The sequence below is a fragment of the Streptomyces sp. NPDC028331 genome, from assembly GCF_055565775.1.
The window spans coordinates 94533-112445 of sequence record NZ_JBVHTR010000001.1; the positions used below are offsets into that span (position 1 = coordinate 94533).

15 protein-coding genes and 2 pseudogenes are annotated in these 17913 nt (G+C 72.2%); 13 read left to right on the forward strand and 4 right to left on the reverse strand.

Annotated features, from left to right (window positions below):
* Nucleotides 1–59 precede the first annotated feature (59 nt).
* Nucleotides 60–2174, reverse strand: a complete 2115-nt coding sequence (locus tag ACZ4SW_RS00445) for a hypothetical protein (RefSeq protein WP_468235958.1) — start codon at nucleotides 2172–2174, stop codon at nucleotides 60–62.
* 273 nt (nucleotides 2175–2447) lie between these two features.
* Here ACZ4SW_RS00445 and ACZ4SW_RS00450 point away from each other — a divergent pair, with 273 nt between their 5' ends.
* Nucleotides 2448–3425, forward strand: a complete 978-nt coding sequence (locus ACZ4SW_RS00450) for an isopenicillin N synthase family dioxygenase (RefSeq protein ID WP_468235960.1) — start codon at nucleotides 2448–2450, stop codon at nucleotides 3423–3425.
* Between the two features lie 71 nt (nucleotides 3426–3496).
* Here ACZ4SW_RS00450 and ACZ4SW_RS00455 read toward each other — a convergent pair whose 3' ends face one another.
* A complete protein-coding gene (locus ACZ4SW_RS00455; RefSeq protein WP_468235963.1) occupies nucleotides 3497–3895 on the reverse strand; it encodes a PLD nuclease N-terminal domain-containing protein in 399 nt (132 codons plus the stop codon).
* An 89-nt stretch (nucleotides 3896–3984) separates the two neighbouring features.
* Between ACZ4SW_RS00455 and ACZ4SW_RS00460 the strand changes: the two genes are divergently transcribed.
* The 9 genes from ACZ4SW_RS00460 (at nucleotide 3985) to ACZ4SW_RS00500 (ending at nucleotide 13220) form a co-directional block, all read left to right on the forward strand.
* A complete protein-coding gene (locus ACZ4SW_RS00460; protein WP_468235965.1) occupies nucleotides 3985–5442 on the forward strand; it encodes a menaquinone biosynthesis decarboxylase in 1458 nt (485 codons plus the stop codon).
* Entirely contained in the window at nucleotides 5439–6341 is a 903-nt protein-coding gene (mqnP, locus tag ACZ4SW_RS00465; protein WP_468235968.1) for a menaquinone biosynthesis prenyltransferase MqnP, read from the forward strand. The genes ACZ4SW_RS00460 and mqnP overlap by 4 nt, the downstream gene beginning before the upstream one ends.
* A gap of 298 nt (nucleotides 6342–6639) precedes the next feature.
* On the forward strand, nucleotides 6640–8997 hold the full coding sequence (locus ACZ4SW_RS00470; protein WP_468235970.1) for an ArnT family glycosyltransferase: 2358 nt from the start codon (nucleotides 6640–6642) through the stop codon (nucleotides 8995–8997).
* A gap of 126 nt (nucleotides 8998–9123) precedes the next feature.
* On the forward strand, nucleotides 9124–9813 hold the full coding sequence (locus ACZ4SW_RS00475) for a UbiX family flavin prenyltransferase (RefSeq protein ID WP_468235972.1): 690 nt from the start codon (nucleotides 9124–9126) through the stop codon (nucleotides 9811–9813).
* Nucleotides 9814–9916: 103 nt separating this feature from the next.
* Nucleotides 9917–10372 carry an Lrp/AsnC family transcriptional regulator gene (locus tag ACZ4SW_RS00480; protein WP_468235974.1) on the forward strand — a complete coding sequence of 152 codons (456 nt, stop codon included), beginning with the start codon at nucleotides 9917–9919 and terminating at the stop codon, nucleotides 10370–10372.
* A 41-nt stretch (nucleotides 10373–10413) separates the two neighbouring features.
* Nucleotides 10414–11577, forward strand: a complete 1164-nt coding sequence (gene mqnE, locus ACZ4SW_RS00485; protein ID WP_468235977.1) for an aminofutalosine synthase MqnE — start codon at nucleotides 10414–10416, stop codon at nucleotides 11575–11577.
* A gap of 8 nt (nucleotides 11578–11585) precedes the next feature.
* A complete protein-coding gene (locus tag ACZ4SW_RS00490) occupies nucleotides 11586–12110 on the forward strand; it encodes a GNAT family N-acetyltransferase (protein ID WP_468235979.1) in 525 nt (174 codons plus the stop codon).
* 96 nt (nucleotides 12111–12206) lie between these two features.
* The gene (locus tag ACZ4SW_RS00495; RefSeq protein WP_468235981.1) at nucleotides 12207–12506 is read left to right on the forward strand and encodes a DUF4229 domain-containing protein; all 300 of its coding nucleotides are present in this window, start codon (nucleotides 12207–12209) and stop codon (nucleotides 12504–12506) included.
* A gap of 42 nt (nucleotides 12507–12548) precedes the next feature.
* On the forward strand, nucleotides 12549–13220 hold the full coding sequence (locus ACZ4SW_RS00500) for a TetR/AcrR family transcriptional regulator (RefSeq protein ID WP_468235984.1): 672 nt from the start codon (nucleotides 12549–12551) through the stop codon (nucleotides 13218–13220).
* On the opposite strand, the gene ACZ4SW_RS00505 is transcribed toward ACZ4SW_RS00500, so the two are convergent.
* Both ACZ4SW_RS00505 and ACZ4SW_RS00510 read right to left on the reverse strand, forming a co-directional pair.
* Complete coding sequence (locus tag ACZ4SW_RS00505) at nucleotides 13189–14001, reverse strand: MaoC family dehydratase (RefSeq protein WP_468235986.1); 813 nt, start codon at nucleotides 13999–14001, stop codon at nucleotides 13189–13191. The genes ACZ4SW_RS00500 and ACZ4SW_RS00505 overlap by 32 nt on opposite strands.
* Nucleotides 14002–14042: 41 nt before the next feature.
* Nucleotides 14043–14189 (reverse strand): annotated as a pseudogene (locus ACZ4SW_RS00510) (3-oxoacyl-ACP reductase); the annotation flags it as partial.
* 178 nt (nucleotides 14190–14367) lie between these two features.
* Between ACZ4SW_RS00510 and ACZ4SW_RS00515 the strand changes: the two are divergent.
* The 3 genes and pseudogenes from ACZ4SW_RS00515 to ACZ4SW_RS00525 form a co-directional block, all read left to right on the forward strand.
* Nucleotides 14368–14568: pseudogene (locus ACZ4SW_RS00515) on the forward strand (acetyl-CoA C-acetyltransferase); the annotation flags it as partial.
* Between the two features lie 207 nt (nucleotides 14569–14775).
* The gene (locus tag ACZ4SW_RS00520; RefSeq protein WP_468235988.1) at nucleotides 14776–16713 is read left to right on the forward strand and encodes an AMP-dependent synthetase/ligase; all 1938 of its coding nucleotides are present in this window, start codon (nucleotides 14776–14778) and stop codon (nucleotides 16711–16713) included.
* Between the two features lie 159 nt (nucleotides 16714–16872).
* A complete protein-coding gene (locus tag ACZ4SW_RS00525; protein ID WP_468235991.1) occupies nucleotides 16873–17877 on the forward strand; it encodes a DUF1259 domain-containing protein in 1005 nt (334 codons plus the stop codon).
* Nucleotides 17878–17913: the final 36 nt, after the last annotated feature.

Below are 17913 nucleotides of genomic sequence, written 5' to 3' on the forward strand. Positions count from 1 at the left end.
GCCCCGGCCATCCCGGCCGGCCCGTCCCCATGGACCGCACCGGCCCGCCGCCACGCCGGTCATCCCCGGTCCCCGTCCCCGTTGTCCTCGTCGTCGCCGGGGATGCGCAGCGGCCGTCCGGCCAGCGCGTCCGTCGGCCAGTCCCGCGAGGCCCGCCACAGCAGGGCGGTGCCCGAGGGCCGCAGGTTGGAAAGCTGCTCCAGTTCGAAGCGCAGCCGCTCGGCCACCTTCGCATCGGGCAGCACCAGTGGATCGGTGAGCTGCCACACCGCGTGCAGCAGCCGCCGCACCCGCAGGTGCAGGACCGGATCCACGCCCTGGGGCGGCCGCTGCTCGGCGTCCGTACGGCCGAGCGCGACCGCGGCCCGGTCGTCGTGGTCGTGACCGCCGTGGAAGTCGCGGCCCTCGGGGTCGTGCGCGTGGAAGTAGGGCGCGGAGGCGATGAAGACGAGCGAGGACAGCCAGGTGGCGACATCCGTACCGGCGAAGGTGTCGCGCAGATGGGCCACCGCGAAGTCCGCCTTGCCCAGGGCCAGTTCGTGGTGCAGCCGGTAGCGGGCGGCGTCCGCCCCGCCCTGCTCGCCGTAGTGGTCCACGAGCGCCCGGTGCGCCGCCTGCCACTCGGCGTGGTCCGCGTCGAGGTGGTGCAGCCGCAGCAGGAGCAGCGCGCGCAGGAACGGGTCCCCGACGAACTGGCCGGGCGCGCTCGGCCACCCCTCGGCGGCGAGCCGTTCCTCCAGCCCGAGCACCCCGGCCGCGCCGAAGTCGTCCGGGAGACGGTCCCGGGCGAGCGCCAGCGCGGACGGGCGGTCGTGGGCGGTGGCGAGCACGGTCAGCTCGTCGAGCCGGCCGCCCGGGACCAGCCGGTCCAGCAGCTCCTGGTAGGCGGGGCGGCCGTCGTGGTCGTCGTGGACGGTGACGTCCCCGGTGAGCAGGGCGCCGAGGGAGGCGGCCCCGCGCGGCAGGTTCTGCCGGGCCGACTCGGCGAGCAGGGTGATGCCGAGCGGGCTGCCGCCGGTGAGCCGGTGCGTGGCGTGCGGGAGCTGGGGCGGTACGTCGACGCCCCGGCAGACGGCGCCCACGATGTGCAGGGTGTCGTCGGGCTTGAGCGGCGGCAGCGACACGAGCAGCGCCCGGGAGGACGGGGAGGCGCCGGGTTCCCAGCCCGTGGTGCGGGCGACCTCGGTCAGGGTGCGGCGGGCGGCGTTGCGCAGCGCCGGGTGGCCGTGGCCGCGCAGGGCCGCGAAGAAGACGACCTGGTCGCGGATGCCGTCCGCCCGGTCCCGCAGCACGCACTCCAGCAGGCCGCGCCCGGCGGGCTCCTGCACGTTGTCGACGAGGATCAGCGGGCGGCCGACGCGGCGGGAGCGCTGCACTACACCGGCGTAGGCGTCGTCGAGGTCGGCCAGCAGGGCCCGGACGAGATGGCGCTCGGCGTGGGTGCGGGAGTCGCCGCCGGCCCGGAAGTGCCCGGACAGCAGGATGAGCCCGAGCTTGGGGTTGCCGCCCGCGTTCGGGTAGTCGCGGTACCAGGTGGCCGCCCTGCGCAGGCGGCGGTGGGTGGGGGAGACGCCCTCGCTGAAGGACTCCAGGGTCGCCTCGATGATCGGCTCGACGACGGGCCCGGTGTTCGACATGGACGCGATCAGCTTGGCGACCACCTTGCTCACCCAGCGGCCCGCGAAGCCGTCGAGGAAGGACCGGGAGTCGTTCAGCAGCAGGATCCGCTCGGCCTCCTGCCGGATGCGCGGTACGTCCCGGTCGCCCCAGCCGCCGGCCGCGACCGCCAGCAGCCCGGAGGCCAGCCGCGGGAACCCGATCCGCCGGGCGCCCGTCACGGGCTCGGCGAGCTGCTCGGCGACGGTGGTCAGCGCCTGCGCGACCGGGGACCAGACCTCGCCGGGCCGCTCCGGCGGGGGCCCGGCGAACTGCGGCTCCTCACCGTCGATCAGCGCGACCGGCGTGTGCCCCTGGTAGGCGGCGCGCACCTCGGCGAGCAGGGCGCTCTTGCCGAGGCCGCGTCCGCCCGCGAACACCACGAACGGCAGGTCGCCGTCGTGTTCGTACGGGCAGGAGCGGAGTTGGTGGGGCCGCAGGCCGATGAGCCGTGAGGCGAGCCCGGGCGGCTCGGCGTCGAACAGAGGCCCCCGGCCGTGCAGCCGTCTGTCGTCCACCGCATCTCCCCCCGGCGCGGTCCGCTTCGATGTGCTGCTGTGAGCTATACCCAGATGTGAGGTATACCCAGACCACCGTTGCAAAACGGGGAGTTGATCCGGACCGGGGCACAACATGACCGTTGGGTTGCGGAAATCTTCCGGCCGCGGACGGGACATGATCGTTCGGTCGCTGAGGCGGGTCACGGGTGGTCGCGGGAGTGTGCCGGGCGGAACACTGGTGCACCGCCCGCACGAACACGCCCCTACGTCCGCGGAACGAGGACAGCGACGATGACCGAGGCCGTGACCGATCCCCGTATCCCCACCATCGACCTGCGGCCGTGGCTGCACGGCGACCGCAGCGCCCGCGCGCGTATCGCCCGTACCGTCGACGAGGCCCTTCAGACCGCGGGGTTCCTGCTGGTCACGGGGCACGGCGTGGAGTCGTCCCTGCGCGCCAGGATCCGCGAGGCCGCGCGGGCCTTCTTCACGCTGCCGGCGGAGGTCAAGGAGAAGTACGCGGCCCGGGTCGGCGGGCGCGGCTGGCTCGGGCCCGGCACGGAGGCCAACGGCTACGCGGAGGGCACCGAGACGCCGCCCGACCTGAAGGAGTCGCTGACCTTCGCGACACAGGAGCCGTTCGAGGACCCGGAGGTCAACGCCGAGTGGTACGCGCCGAACGTCTGGCCGGCGGAGGTGCCGGAGCTGCGCGGGCTGTGCGAGGAGTACCTGGCGCGGATGACCGGACTGGAGAACCATCTGCTGTGGCTGCTCGGCGAGGCCCTCGGCCTGGAAGCGGACTTCTTCACCCGGCACATGGGCCGCCCCACGTACGGCTTCAACATCAACTGGTATCCCGGCACGGAGGTCGTCGGCGAGCCCGAGCCGGGCCAGTTCCGCATCGGCCCGCACACCGACTTCGGCACGGTCACGATCCTGGACCGGCAGGCGGGCAAGGGCGGGCTGCAGGTGTGGACGGAAGAGGGCGGCTGGGCGGACGCCCCCTACGACCCGGAGGCCTTCACCGTCAACATCGGTGACCTGATGGCCCGGTGGACGGGTGACCGCTGGCGCTCGGGCCGCCACCGCGTCCTCCCGCCGCCGGTGGACGCCCCCGCCGAGGAGCTGATGTCCCTGGTCTACTTCGGCGAGTGCACCCCGGGGACGATCGTGGAGTCGGTTCCGGCGCCGGTGGGGAGGGTGGCGTACGAGCCGGTGGAGTCCCACGCGTATCTGCGGGAGAAGCTCGACTCGATCACGGTGAACTGAGGCGCACCGCCTGGACGCAGCCGGCCGGCGTCTGCGACGGCGCCGCGCGCACGCCGCGGTCCCGGGGCCCGTCAGTCGGCCGAGGGCCCCTCGCCCCGCTCCCGGCGCCGCAGCTCCTCCTCGCGGCGCCGCAGGTCGGCCTCCCAGTCCTTCAGCAGGGCCTCGTCCTTCTTGTTCTCTTCCTTCAGGGACTTCAGGAACTCGGGGTTGTCGTCGGGCGCGACCCAGGTGGTGCGGTGGTTGCGGTGCCACTCGGAAGGCGTGGAGCCGTGCGCCGGGACCGGGCCGCGGTGCTTGCCGGCCACCAGCCAGGCGATCGGGCCGACCAGCACCTCGCCGAAGAGCAGGATGATGATGACCCACACCACCTTGGGCAGCCCGCGCACCTGCTCCTCGGGGGTGTTCAGGCAGTCGATGAAGGCGTATATCCACAGCGCCAGGACCAGCAGGAAGGGCAGATACCTGAACATGGTGGTGCGATCCCCCAGGAGACGGCGACGGGGCGTGCGACGGGCCCCGGTGACGGGGTCAGGGTAGCGGGTGGCCGATACTGGGACGCATGGCTTACGACGATCTTCGGTCCCTGCTCCGGGCGCTGGAGCGCGAGGGAGACCTCAAGCGCATCAAAGCCGAGGTCGACCCCTATCTGGAGGTCGGGGAGATCGTCGACCGGGTGCAGAAGTCCGGCGGTCCCGCGCTGCTCTTCGAGAACGTGCGCGGCTCGAGCATGCCCCTGGCGATGAACGTCTTCGGCACCGACCGGCGGCTGCTGAAGTCCCTCGGCCTGAAGTCGTACGACGAGATCTCCGAGAAGATCGGCGGCCTGCTGAGGCCCGAACTGCCGCACGGGTTCGTCGGGGTGCGCGAGGCCTTCGGGAAGCTCGGCGCGATGGCGCACGTGCCGCCGAGGAAGGTGAAGCCCGCGGACGCGCCCGTCCAGGAAGTCGTGCTGCGCGGCGACGACGTCGACCTCGACGCCCTGCCCGCCCTGTTCACCTGGCCCAAGGACGGCGGCTCCTTCTTCAACCTCGGGCTCACCCACACCAAGGACCCCGAGACCGGGATCCGCAACCTCGGTCTCTACCGCCTCCAGCGCCACGACAGGCGCACCATCGGCATGCACTGGCAGATCCACAAGGACAGCCGCAACCACTACCAGGTGGCGGCCCGGCGCGGGGAGAGACTGCCGGTCGCCATCGCCTTCGGCTGCCCGCCCGCCGTGACCTACGCCGCCACGGCGCCGCTGCCCGGCGACATCGACGAGTACCTGTTCGCCGGCTTCATCGCGGGCAAGCGGATCGAGATGGTCGACTGCAAGACGGTGCCGCTCCAGGTCCCGGCGAACGCCGAGGTGGTGCTGGAGGGCTGGCTGGAGCCCGGCGAGATGCTGCCGGAGGGCCCGTTCGGCGACCACACCGGCTTCTACACCCCGCAGGAGCCCTTCCCGGCGCTGACCATCGACTGCGTCACCATGCGGCGCCGCCCGCTGCTCCAGTCGATCGTCGTGGGCCGCCCGCCGACGGAGGACGGACCGCTCGGCCGGGCGACGGAACGGTTCTTCCTCCCGCTGCTGAAGATCATCGTGCCGGACATCGTGGACTACCACCTGCCCGAGGCGGGCGGCTTCCACAACTGCGCGATCGTCTCGATCGACAAGAAGTACCCCAAGCACGCGCAGAAGGTGATGCACGCCGTCTGGGGCGCGCACATGATGTCCCTCACCAAGCTGATCGTGGTCGTCGACGCCGACTGCGACGTCCACGATCTGCACGAGGTCGCCTGGCGCGCCCTCGGCAACACGGACTACGCCCGTGACCTCACCGTCGTCGAAGGCCCCGTCGACCACCTCGACCACGCGTCCTACCAGCAGTTCTGGGGCGGCAAGGCGGGCATCGACGCGACGAAGAAGTGGCCCGAGGAGGGCTACACGAGGGACGGCGGCTGGCCCGACATGGTCCTGTCCGACCCGGAGACGGCGGCCAAGGTGACCCGCCGCTGGAAGGAGTACGGCCTGTGAGCAGCGCCTCCGCCGCGATCCCGCAGCCCGGACGCACCAAGGCGTTCCTGCGCCTTGTGATGATCGAGCACTCCGTCTTCGCCCTGCCCTTCGCGTACATCGCCGCACTGACCGCGATGTACCAGTGGGACAGGAACATCCACTGGGGACGGCTGTTCCTCGTCACCGTCGCCATGGTGGGCCTGCGCACCTTCGCCATGGCCGCGAACCGGATCATCGACCGCGAGATCGACGCCCGCAACCCGCGCACGGCCCACCGCGAGCTGGTCACCGGCGCGATGACGGTGCGGCACGCCTGGACGGGCGCGCTGGTCGCCCTGGTCTTCTTCCTGGGCGCCGCGGCCCTGCTGAACCCGCTGTGCCTCGCGCTCGCCCCCATCGCGGTGATCCCGATGGTGGTGTATCCCTACGGCAAGCGGTTCACCAACTTCCCGCAGGCCATCCTCGGCCTCGCCCAGGCGATGGGCCCGATCGGCGGCTGGCTGGCGATCAGCGGCAGGTGGGACTGGGACGCGGTGATCCTCGGCCTCGCCGTCGGCATCTGGATCGGCGGCTTCGACCTGATCTACGCCTGCCAGGACGTGGAGACGGACCGTGAGATCGGCGTCATGTCGGTACCGGCCCGCTTCGGCATCCCCGCGGCGATCCGGGGCGCCCGCGTCTGCCACGCGATCGTGACGGCGCTGTTCGTCTGGTACGCGGTCGTCACCGGCGCCGGCTTCTTCTTCTGGCTGGGCCTGGTGATCGTGGCGGGCGCCTTCGTCTACGAGCACACGATCGTCCGCCCGCACGACCTGACCCGCCTCAACCGGGCGTTCTTCAGCGTCAACGGGTTCATCGGCATTGCCCTGTTCGTGTGTGCACTGCTGGATCTGCTGGTGCGCGGACTGACCGTTTGAGATCTGTGCATTCGCCGACCGTTCGAAAGCTGTGCATTCGCTGAAAGACCGAAAGCTGTGCATGCGCTGTGCCATTCATGTGGGCGGCATGTGTGCCGGGCGGCAATAAACAGCGGTTCGCTTATTGAAAGCCCGTCCGGTGGGGTTAAAGAATCGGCCTGAGTCTGGCGAGAGTTTCCTTGAAACGGGCTGATTCGGTGGGGCGGCCGGGCCCGGTGCCCCAAGACTGCTGTGCATGGCTACGACAGTCCTCACCCGGCCCGTCCGTTCCGATCGAAGGGCACCCTGGAGATCGCCGGTGGGCCAGCCGGCATACGCGCGCCCGGCGCTGCTGGTCATCACCGTGCTCGCCGCCGTGCTCTATGCATGGGGGATCGACCACAGCCAGTACCACACGTTCTACGCGAACGCCGTCCGCAGTATGACGGAGAGCTGGAAGGCCTTCTTCTACGGCTCTTTCGACCCCGGGAATTCCATCACGCTCGACAAACTGCCGGGATTCCTGTGGCCGCAGGCGCTTTCCGCCCGTATCTTCGGATTCCACCCATGGGCGCTGACCCTTCCTCAGGTCCTGGAGGGAGTGGCGAGCCTGCTGGTCCTGTATCGGCTGGTACGCCGCTGGGCGGGCGTGAACGCGGCGCTCGTCGCCTGCACGGCGTTCCTGCTGACCCCGGTGGCCGTCGGCCTCTTCCGCACCGCCGTCGAGGATCCCGCCTTCACGCTGTGTCTGCTGCTGGCGGCCGAGGCCACCCAGCGTGCCGCCCGGGACGGCCGGTTGCGCCCGCTGGTGCTCGCCGGTGTGTGGGTCGGGCTCGGCTTCCAGGCGAAGATGCTGGAGGCGTGGGCGGTGCTGCCCGCGCTCGCGCTGGTCTACCTGCTCTCGGCGCCGCTCACCCGGCGGAAGCGGCTGGCGCACCTCGGTGTGTCCGCCGTGGTGATGACGGCCGTGTCGGCGTCGTGGATGCTCGCCGTCACCCTCACCCCGGCCAAGGACCGGCCCTATGTGGATGGCACCACCAACAACTCCGCGTTCAGCATGGTGGTCGGCTATAACTTCCTGAACCGCTTCTCCTCCCTCGGCATCAGCGCGGCCTCCACGGGCAGCGTCAGCGCGACACAGGGCGGCGGGGGCGGTCACGGGGGCGCGGGGCAGGGGGCCGGCCGAACGGGCGGCACCGGATTCGGCTGGGGTACCGGAGTCGGTGGCGGTACCGGATTCGGCGGGGGTACCGGAGTCGGTGGCGGTACCGGATTCGGCGGGGGCACCCACCACCGCCGTACCGGCGCGGTGGGCACCCAGAGCATCCAGAACACCCGGAGCACCCAGAGCACCCGGAACTCCGGGAACACCCGGACCGCCCAGGGTTCCCCGGCGTTCGGGCAGGCCCCGGGAGCCCGGGCGGGCGCCGCGCGGCAGGCGGGCGGTGCCGGCTGGGGCGGTGACCAGAACGGCTGGTCGAAGATGTTCGGTACGTCGCTGGCCTCGCAGACCGGCTGGCTCTACCCCATCGCCGCCGTCGGCGTGGTCTGCGGTCTGCTGTGGTGCCGGGGCAGGCCGCGCACCGACCGGATCCGCGCCGGGTTCCTCCTGTGGGGGACCTGGCTGGCGACGTACTTCCTGGTCTTCAGCGCGGGCAGCGTCGGCGGCCACACGTACTACATGGGCGTGATCGCGGTACCGCTGGCCGCGCTCACCGGTGGCGGCGTGGTGCTGATGTGGCGCGCCTACCGGGCCGGTGGCCGGCGCGCATGGGCACTGCCGGGCGCGGTCGCGGCGACGGCGGCGTGGAGTGCGTACCTCGTCAGCCGGTTCCCGTCGTTCCTGCCGTGGCTGGCGCCTACGGTGGGCGTGCTGGGGCTCGGTGCCGTCGTCCTGCTGGTGTGGGCCCGTCCCGGGCGTACGGCGTCCGGCGGCCGGCTCGCCCTCGCCGGGCTGGTCGCGTCTCTCGCGGCGGTGCTGCTCGCGCCGAGCGCATGGGCGGTGCAGGTCTTCGACCCCTCCTACGCCGGCTCCGGAATGGGCGCGGTCGGCCCGTCCGGCCCGTCCGGTGCGCACCGCGGTCACGGGTCGGTGATCTCGGCGGCCGGCCGGGCGGGCCGAGCGCCCTGGGGCGGCGGTACGGCGCGCGGCACGAGGGCGGGCCGTGGCGGCACGGGCGGCATGAGCGGGTTCGGCGGGTTCGGCGGGTTCGGTGCGGACGGCGGACTCAGCGCGGCCCAGCGGAAGGTGCTCGCCTACACCAGCGCGCACCAGGGCTCGGCCGCCTACGTGTTCGCCACCACGAGCTGGAACGGCGCCTCCCCGTACATCCTGGCCACCGGTGCCCACGTCCTGCCGCTCGGCGGCTTCAGCGGCAGGGTGCCGTTCCCGACCGAGGCGCAGTTCCGGCAACTGGTCGACGACGGCAAGGTGCGGTACGTGCTGCTGAGCGGCGGCCGTGGCACGGGCGCCCTGTCCGGCGGCGGCAGCGGGACGACGGCCACGGCGCAGATCACCGACTGGGTCCGCTTCTCCTGCACCCTTGTCCCCGCCTCCGCCTACGGCAGCACGGGCTCCGGCGGTACGGACTCCTCCGGCACCGCCTCCGCCGGTGCGGACCGGGCCGGCGCGGCGGCCTCCGCGCAGGCCCTGTACCGGTGCACCCCCGGCCACTGACCGGACGGCCCTCGGACGGCCCCCTGCCCGCGCCACCGGCGGGCGGGGGGCCGTCGTCATGTCCGCCGACGCCGAACCCGCCCCTTGGCCGGTTCCCGCGCCGCGGCGCCGGATAGGCTCGGTGTCGTGAACCCAGTCAAGCCAGGAGAGACGCCGCGTACGCCTTGGATCGTAGGGGTGTCCGGCGCCTCCGGCACTCCGTATGCCGCCGCCGTGCTGCGCGGACTGCTCGCCGCCGGGGAGAGCGTCGACCTCGTCGTCTCCCGTGCCGCACGGCTCACGCTGCTCGACGAGACCGGGATCGCCTTCCGGGACGCCCACTGGCGGGAGGACCTGCGCGAGTGGCTGGGACGGGGAGCCGACGGAAAGCCCGGGACGTTCGTGGTCGACGTCGACGGGGACCGGGTGCGGCACTGGAGCGCCGGGGACCTGGCCGCCGGGCCGTCCTCCGGGTCCTACCCCGCGAGGGGCATGCTGATCGTGCCCGCGTCCACGGCGTGCGTGGCGGGGGTGGCGCTCGGGCTGTCGAAGGACCTGTTGCAGCGGGCCGCGAGCGTCACGCTCAAGGAGGGGCGGCGGCTGGTCGTCGCGGTGCGGGAGACCCCGCTCGCCGGGCAGACCCTCAAGCAGTTGGTGGCGCTGGACGAGGCGGGCGCGGTGGTGCTGCCCGCGTCACCGGCGTTCTACGCGGGGGCGACGCACATCCAGGACCTGGTGGACTTCGTCGCGGGGCGGGTGCTGGACGCGGCGGGGGTGCCGCACCGGCTGTACCGCCGCTGGGAGGGCGAACTCGGCGGTGCCCGGCCCGCCCGCTGACCGCCGGCACCCATGAGCACCACGCAGTACCGGCACCACTCATCACACTTCAGGAACTCTGCAGATCTCTCATCGGATCTCTTCACCGGAAGGCTTCGATCGCATGGACGCGGTGGACAGGCAGCTCATTCAGGCCCTGAGGGAGAACGGCCGGGCCTCCTACGCGGAGTTGGGGCGCCTCGTCGGCCTGTCGGGACCGAGCGTCACCGACCGCATCAACCGTCTGGAGGCGGCGGGCGTCATCACCGGTTACCGCGCCACGGTGAACGCGGCCTCGCTCGGCCTCGGAGTCACCGCCCTCATCGGCATCTCGCTCTCCGACGCCGCCGACCACGAGGACGTGGCGCGCCGGCTGAAGGACCTGCCCGAGATCGAGGACTGCTGGTTCATCGCCGGCGACGACTCCTTCATGCTCAAGGCGCGGGCGACGGACGTGGACGGCCTGGAGAAGATCATCCGCCGGCTGTCGGGCACGAAGGGCGTCTCGCGGACCCGTACCACGATCGTGCTGTCGACGAAGTGGGAGAACAGGGTCGGGGACCTGCCGGAACAGGCGTAGGGCTACGGTTGACGGAGTCTGTCTCAGAAAGAGGTAACCGCATGGACGTCGGGCTCAAGCGCGAGCTGGAGGACAAGGTCCGCTCCGGTGAGCGGCTGACCCGCGAGGACGGCATCGCGCTGTACGAGTCGGACGACCTGGCCTGGCTGGGCGGCCTCGCGCACGAGGTGCGGACGCGGAAGAACGGCGACGTCGTGCACTTCAACGTCAACCGCCACCTCAACATGACCAACGTGTGCACCGCGTCCTGCGCCTACTGCTCCTTCCAGCGCAAGCCGGGCGAGAAGGACGCGTACACGATGCGCATCGAGGAGGCGGTGAAGCTCGCCAAGGCGATGGAGTCGGAGAACCTCACCGAGCTGCACATCGTCAACGGCCTGCACCCGAACCTGCCGTGGCGCTACTACCCGAGGTCGCTGCGCGAGCTGAAGAAGGCGCTGCCGAACGTGTCGCTGAAGGCGTTCACGGCGACGGAGATCCACCACTTCGAGACGATCTCCGGTCTCTCGGCCTCCGAGATCCTGGACGAGCTGATCGACGCCGGTCTGGAGTCGCTGACCGGCGGCGGCGCGGAGATCTTCGACTGGGAGGTCCGGCAGCACATCGTCGACCACCGGACCCACTGGGAGGACTGGTCGCGCATCCACCGCCTGGCGCACGAGAAGGGGCTGAAGACCCCGTGCACCATGCTGTACGGCCACATCGAGGAGCCGCGCCACCGCGTGGACCACGTGCTGCGCCTGCGCGAGCTGCAGGACGAGACCGGCGGCTTCCAGGTCTTCATCCCGCTGCGCTACCAGCACGACTTCGTGGACATGAAGGACGGCAAGGTCCGCAACCGTCTCCAGGCCCGGACGCAGATGGCGACGGGTGCGGAGGCCCTGAAGACGTTCGCCGTCTCGCGCCTGCTCTTCGACAACGTCCCGCACGTGAAGGTCTTCTGGGTGATGCACGGCGTCCAGACCGCGCAACTGGCCCTCCAGCACGGCGCGGACGACATGGACGGCTCGGTCGTCGAGTACAAGATCACGCACGACGCGGACGACTTCGGCACGCCGAACAAGCTGACCCGCGAGGACCTGCTGGAGCTGATCCGGGACGCCGGGTTCCGGCCGGTGGAGCGGAACACGCGGTACGAGATCATCCGGGAGTACGAGGGCCCGGACCCGGCGCGCCGGGAGCAGCCGCAGCCGATGAGGGTGTGATCCGGCCGGTGGCTCTCGACTTCACGCTCGACCCCGCCATGACCCCTGCCCTCCGCGACGGAATCCTCGACCTCTGGGCCGACGTGACCAACGCCGGGGGAGCCGTGGGGTTCGTGGCGCCGGTCACCCGGGACGCGATACGGCCCGAGCTGGTCAAGCACCTGGTGGCGATGAGCGAGGGACGCAGCCGGCTCCTCGTGGGGCACGACGAGGAGGGACAGGTCTCCGCGACCGCGTTCCTCACCCGTAACACGCACCGGCTGATGACCCACTGGATATGGCTGTACACGGTCATGGTCCACCCGCGGCACCAGGGCAGGGGGTACGGCCGTGACCTGCTGGCCGCCGCGGCGGACGCGGCCCGCGGCCTCGACGGCATCGAGGCGATACGGCTCACCTGCCGCGGCGGCCTGGGCCTGGAGCGGTTCTACGGTTCCTGCGGCTACAAGGAGGTCGGCCGGATCCCCGGTGCGATCCGGGTGGCCCCCGGGGACGACCGCGACGACATCGTCATGCTGCTGCCGCTGGGGTGAGCGGGGTCGCGCGCACCCCGCTGCATGATCGGGGTCCCGGCGTGCTTCACTGGACGGTGCCCCTTTGGCGTCGTTTGAACGGAAGAGTGGATTGAGATGCTCCGCTACACGCTGATGCGCCTCGGTATCCTCGCGGGCTGCCTCGTGGTCGTCTGGGGCCTCGTCTACTCGGGGATCGCCCCGCGCGGCCTCGGCGACTCCAACGGTCTGTGGATCGTCCTGCTCGCCCTGGTGATCTCGGCGCCGATCAGCTTCGTGGTGCTGCGCAAGGAGCGGGACCGGGCGTCGGTGCAGATCGTGCAGCGGGTGGACCGCATGAAGGCGAACCTCGAGGCGAACCGCAGCCAGGAGGACGTGGCCGACGACACGGTGCGGGCGCAGGGGCAGACCGGCTGAGGTCCCGCTGCGCCGCAGCGGGCCGACCGTAGTCTTGCCCGCATGGGTTCCGTGAAGACCAAGCGGATGCCGCGGGCCGTGCGGGAGCAGCAGATGCTCGACGCCGCCGTGAAGACCTTCGGGCAGCGCGGCTACATGGCCGCCTCGATGGACGAGATCGCCGAACTCGCGGGCGTGTCCAAGCCGTTGGTGTACCTGTACCTGAACTCCAAGGAAGACCTCTTCAGCGCCTGCATCCGCCGCGAGGCCGCCGCCCTCACCGAGGCGGTCCGCTCCGGCGTCCGGCCCGGGACGGGCGCCGACCGCCAGCTCTGGGAAGGGCTCCAGGCGTTCTTCACGCACACCGCGCGGAACCCGGACGGATGGGCCATCCTGCACCTCCAGGCCCGTACCCACGGTGAACCCTTCGCCGCCGAGGTCACCGCGATGCGCGAGGAGATCGTGGCGTTCGTCACGCAGCTCATCGCCGTGGCCGCCCGGGACGCACACCGCGACCCCGACCTGCCCGAACACGAGGTCGCCGGGCTCGCCGAGGCCCTGGTCGGGGCCGCCGAGTCGCTCGCGGCCTGGGCCAACACCAGCCCCGGCGTCACCGCCCGGCAGGCCGCGGCGACCCTGATGAACTTCGCCTGGGCGGGCCTCGGCAACCTCATGGAGGGCCGCCCCTGGTCACCGCCCGGCCTCACTCCGCCTCGGCCCGCAGCTCCCCGATGAGGTGCGTCCTGTCCCCGCCGCGCAGTTCGAACCGTCCTCCGTCGGCCGCGTAGGTGACGGTGCCCGGCAGCAGGACGGGCGCCTTGAACTCCGCGCGCAGGTGCACGGCGGCGCGGACCGGGTGCTCGGCGAGGCAGCGGGCGACGGTCCACATGCCGTGCGCGATGGCCCGGGGGAAGCCGAAGAGGCGGGCGGTGGGCGGGTGCAGATGGATGGGGTTCCGGTCCCCGGACACGGCGGCGTACCGCCGCCCGACGTCCTCGGCCAGCCGCCACTCCGCGACGGCGGGAAGGCGTCCGCGGACCTCGGTGGGCGGGGCGCCTGCCGGGGCGGTCGTGCGGTGCCGGGCGAGGTAGGTGCTCACCGACTCCCACAGCAGCCCCGACTCACCACGGACTTCGGTGACGACAAGAGCCTCGGTACCGCGCCGGTGGGGCGCCAACCCGGCGACGCGCGCGGTCACTTCGTACTCGCCGTCGGGCCCGAGGGCCTCCCGCTGGGTGATCTCCACGGAAGTGTGCACGAGCCCGAGCAGGGGCAGGGGGAAGGCCGCGCTCGCCATGATCCGCATGGTGAGGGGGAACGCCAGGACGTGCGGATAGGTGAGGGGGAGGGCGTCCACTCCGGTGGGGAACCCGCATACGCGCTCATAGGCGGCGAGGTGCGCGAGGTCGATGCGTACGCCGGGAAGGGTGCGGGGCGCACGGGAGAAGGAGGCGTCGGGCCGGGGCCGCTTGAAGGGAGAGAGGAGGGCACCACGGAGCAGGACGGGAAGCAGCACTGTTGTCTCCAGAACTGAGGAACCGGGGTTTCGTACGACGTTCAGGCCCCCAACAGGCTCTGCCCGCACACCCGTACCACCTGCCCGTTGACCGCCCCCGACCCCGGCTGGGCCGGCCACCCCGCCGTCTCCGCCACGTCCACCGGCAACGGCAGGGGCCGTCCGGCCGGCCGGCGGCGCAGTGCCACCGGTTGCGGCAGCCCCGGCCGCCGGGGGAGGGAACGACCGGCGGGGGTCCCGGTGAAGCGCGGATAACGGTCGGTCGTCATGGCCCTGCTCCCTGCTCGCCCGAATGCTTACTCCCGAGTAAGGTTACCGGGGGTAAGCCTACGTCACCGGTGAGGAGCGGGTCGAGGCGAGCAGGTGCGGGGCCTCGCCCCGGTGGGACGGCGCCCGGCTGAACGTGGCCGGGTCCTGACTGGCCGCCGGCCGCTCGCCGCCGCGGGCGCCCGGATCGTGGCCGCCCTCGCCAGTCTGCTCGCCGAGCGGGAGGCGCCCGGTCGTGGCCTGAGCTCGGTCTGCGGGGCAGGCGGTCAAGGCGTCGCGGCGGTCCCCGAGCGCCCCTGACGGCACCTCAAACCACTCTGGCAAGGCCTGCACAGCCCCGTCCCCGGACACTCCCGGAACCCGCACAGACTCCCCACGCGGGCGCCGTACCATCGCGTTCCCAACCGGCGGTAACAGCGAGCCGCTGCAGTCGGTGAACGTCTCGGTACGCGCGGTGCGTACCTCATGCAGCAAGCAGTGCAGAGCTGCAGGCCCCAGGAGCTGCCCATGCCCATCTCGTACTCGTCCGCGCCCCTGCCCGCCGCTCCGGCCGACTTCGACCACGACGGCGTCCCGGTGCTCGTGGAACCGGAGACCCGGCGGCTGAACGGGGAGGTCCGCGAGGCGTACGTGCCGCCGCTGGTGCCGTCGGTGACCCACGGCTCGCTGGCCGACCTGCCGTTCGAGAACGCGAGCGAGGCGCCCGGCCACCTGGTCCTCAGCCGCCGGGACGCGGACGGCGGGTGGGCGGACGTGACGGCGGCCCAGTTCGCCGACCAGGTGCTGGCCCTGGCGAAGGGGCTGATCTCCGAGGGCCTGATGCCGGGCGACCGGATCGCCGTCATGGCGCGCACGACGTACGAGTGGACGCTGCTCGACTTCGCGGCCTGGGCGGCGGGCCTGGTCACGGTCCCCGTCTACCCCACCTCCTCGGTGTTCCAGACCCGCTGGATCCTCCAGGACTCCGGCGCGGTGGCCCTGATCACGGAGACGGTCGGCCAGGCGGCGGCCATCGGACCGGAACGCCACCGCCTGCCCGACCTGCGCCACGCCTGGGTGATCGAGAAGGGGCATGTGGAGCGGCTGGCCGAGCTGGGCGCGGCGGTCCCCGACCAGGAGGTGAGCGTCCGCCGGGGCGTGCTCGGCCCGGACACCCTCGCCACCCTCGTCTACACCTCGGGCACGACCGGCCGCCCCAAGGGGTGCGCGCTGACGCACGGCAACTTCCTCGCGGAGGTGGACAACGCCACCCGCCTCCTCCACCCGGTCTTCCACGCCAGAACCGGCGAGGAGCCCTCGACGCTGCTGTTCCTGCCGCTGTCGCACGTCTTCGGCCGGATGGTCGCGGTCGCCTGCATCCGCGCACGGGTACGCCTCGGGCACGCGCCCAGCCTGAAGGCGGAGGACCTGCTGGCCGACCTGGCGAGCTTCCGGCCCACCTTCCTTCTGGTCATCCCGTACATGCTGGAGAAGGTCTTCAACAACGCACGGGCGACGGCCGAGCGCGGCGGCCGGGGCGCGCTGTTCGACCGCGCGGTCTCGGTGGCCCGGCGCTACGGCGAGGCGCTGGAGGCCCGGCAGCACGGCTCCGGCCCGGGCCCTAGCCGCGCCCTGAAGACGGCCCGCGCCTTCTACGACCCCCTGGTCTACCGCCGCATCCGCGGCGCCCTGGGCGGCCGGGTCCGCCATGTGATCAGCGGCGGCTCCCCGCTGGGCAGCCGCCTCGCCGCCTTCTACGCGGGCGCCGGCATCGAGATCTTCGAGGGCTACGGCCTGACGGAGTCGACCGGCGCGGCCACCGTCACGCCCCCGCTCAAGCCCCGGCTGGGCACGGTGGGCTGGCCGCTGCCCGGCACCCGGGTGCGGATCGCGGCGGACGGCGAGGTGCTGCTGTCCGGCGGGCAGGTCTTCCGCGGCTACTGGGACCCGCACGCGGGCGGGGTGGTCCCGGCGACGCCCGACGGCTGGTTCCCGACGGGCGACATCGGCCGGCTGGACGACGAGGGCTACCTCACGATCACGGGCCGGAAGAAGGAGATCCTGATCACCGCGGGCGGCAAGAACGTGGCGCCCGCCCCGCTGGAGAACTGGCTGCGCTCCCACCCCCTGATCTCGCAGTGCCTCGTCATCGGCGACGGCCGCCCCTATGTCTCCGCCCTCCTCACGCTCGACGTGGACGGCATCACCCACTGGCGCCGGATGAACGGCAAGCACCCCGTGCCGCCGGAGCTGCTGGTCGGGGACGAGGAGCTGAACGCGGTCCTGCAGCGCGCGGTGGACGAGGCGAACAAGCTGGTCTCCCGCCCCGAGTCGATCCGCCGCTTCGCGGTCCTGCCGGTGGACTTCACGGAGGAGGCCGGACACCTGACGCCGTCGATGAAGCTGCGCCGTCAGGCGATCATGCGGGACTTCGCCCGGGAGGTGGACGAGCTGTACGCGCCGTAGGGCCCGTACGTCACGCCCCCCGCCGTCGGCGGCTTCACCCGTTCGCCGAGGACCACTAGCCCACCTGGCCGCAGGAGGCGGCCGTGCTGGCGGCTGTCCGGGGCTCCCCGTGCTTCCATCGCGTCGAGAGGCGCGTCACGAGGCGTCGAGGAGGCTCACATGATGGCCGAGGACCCACAGCACGACACGCACGCCCGATCGGGTGCGCCCCGGCGGCGCGTACTGGCCGCGGCAGCCGCCCTGGCCCCGGCCCTGGCCGCCGCGCAGCCGGCCGCCGCCCGCGCCCTGCCCGCCGCGGCGGACCACGGGCACCGCGACGGGCCGGTCAGACCGGTGCGCACCGCCCTGTCGGACTGGGCGGACGTGGCCAAGGAGCTGGGCCGCGGCGGTGACATGAAGCGCGACCTGATGTACCACACGGGCCTGCCGCGCAGGGACCTGTCGGTGATCTCCAAGGGCGTCCTCGTCAAACCGGAGACCGCCCTGGGCTCCCATGTGTCCTTCGTCCGCTACGCCGACGGCAGTACGATGACGATGGGCGACCTGGTGGTCACCGAGCAGGAACTGCAGCCCTTCATCGACGTGCTGCAACAGCACCGGATCGCGATCACCGCGCTCCACAAGCACCTGCTCTCCCAGATGCCCGCCATCTGGTGGGCGCACATCCACGCGCACGGCAACGACCCGGTGTCCGTCGCCCGCGGCCTGCGCGCGGCGTTCGACCGTACCGGCACCCCGCCGCCGCAGCGTCCCGCACCGTCGAGCCACACCCTGAACACCGCGGGCATCGAGGCCGCGCTGGGTGTCAAGGGCACCTGGGACGACGGTGTCTACAAGAGCCTCTTCATCCGCCGGGAGACCATCACCGAGGGCGGCATGGTGCTGCCGCCGGGCCTGGGGGCGACCACCGCGTTCAACTGGCAGCCGCTGGGCGGCGACCGGGTGGCGATCAGCGGCGACGTCGCGATGGTCGCCGAGGAGGTCCAGAACGTCCTCGCGGCCCTGCGGCGCGCCCGGACCGAGCTGGTCGAGCTGCACAACCACGGGCTGAGGGACGAACCGCGCCTGTTCTTCACCCACTTCTGGGCCGTCGGCGACGCCGTCACGCTGGCCCGGGGGCTGCGGCCCGCGGTGGACGCCACCAACGCGGCACCGGCTGGTTGAAGAGACGTCATCCCCCCGCTTCCGGTACCGCCGGGG

What these genes read in the sequence shown, in the direction of transcription:
- ACZ4SW_RS00450 (WP_468235960.1), top strand. Translation starts at nt 2,448, where the DNA reads ATGACCGAGGCCGTGACCGATCCCCGTATCCCCACCATCGACCTGCGG.
- ACZ4SW_RS00455 (WP_468235963.1), bottom strand. Translation starts at nt 3,895, where the DNA reads ATGTTCAGGTATCTGCCCTTCCTGCTGGTCCTGGCGCTGTGGATATAC.
- ACZ4SW_RS00460 (WP_468235965.1), top strand. Translation starts at nt 3,985, where the DNA reads ATGGCTTACGACGATCTTCGGTCCCTGCTCCGGGCGCTGGAGCGCGAG.
- ACZ4SW_RS00480 (WP_468235974.1), top strand. Translation starts at nt 9,917, where the DNA reads ATGGACGCGGTGGACAGGCAGCTCATTCAGGCCCTGAGGGAGAACGGC.
- mqnE (WP_468235977.1), top strand. Translation starts at nt 10,414, where the DNA reads ATGGACGTCGGGCTCAAGCGCGAGCTGGAGGACAAGGTCCGCTCCGGT.
- ACZ4SW_RS00495 (WP_468235981.1), top strand. Translation starts at nt 12,207, where the DNA reads ATGCTCCGCTACACGCTGATGCGCCTCGGTATCCTCGCGGGCTGCCTC.
- ACZ4SW_RS00500 (WP_468235984.1), top strand. Translation starts at nt 12,549, where the DNA reads ATGGGTTCCGTGAAGACCAAGCGGATGCCGCGGGCCGTGCGGGAGCAG.
- ACZ4SW_RS00520 (WP_468235988.1), top strand. Translation starts at nt 14,776, where the DNA reads ATGCCCATCTCGTACTCGTCCGCGCCCCTGCCCGCCGCTCCGGCCGAC.
- ACZ4SW_RS00525 (WP_468235991.1), top strand. Translation starts at nt 16,873, where the DNA reads ATGATGGCCGAGGACCCACAGCACGACACGCACGCCCGATCGGGTGCG.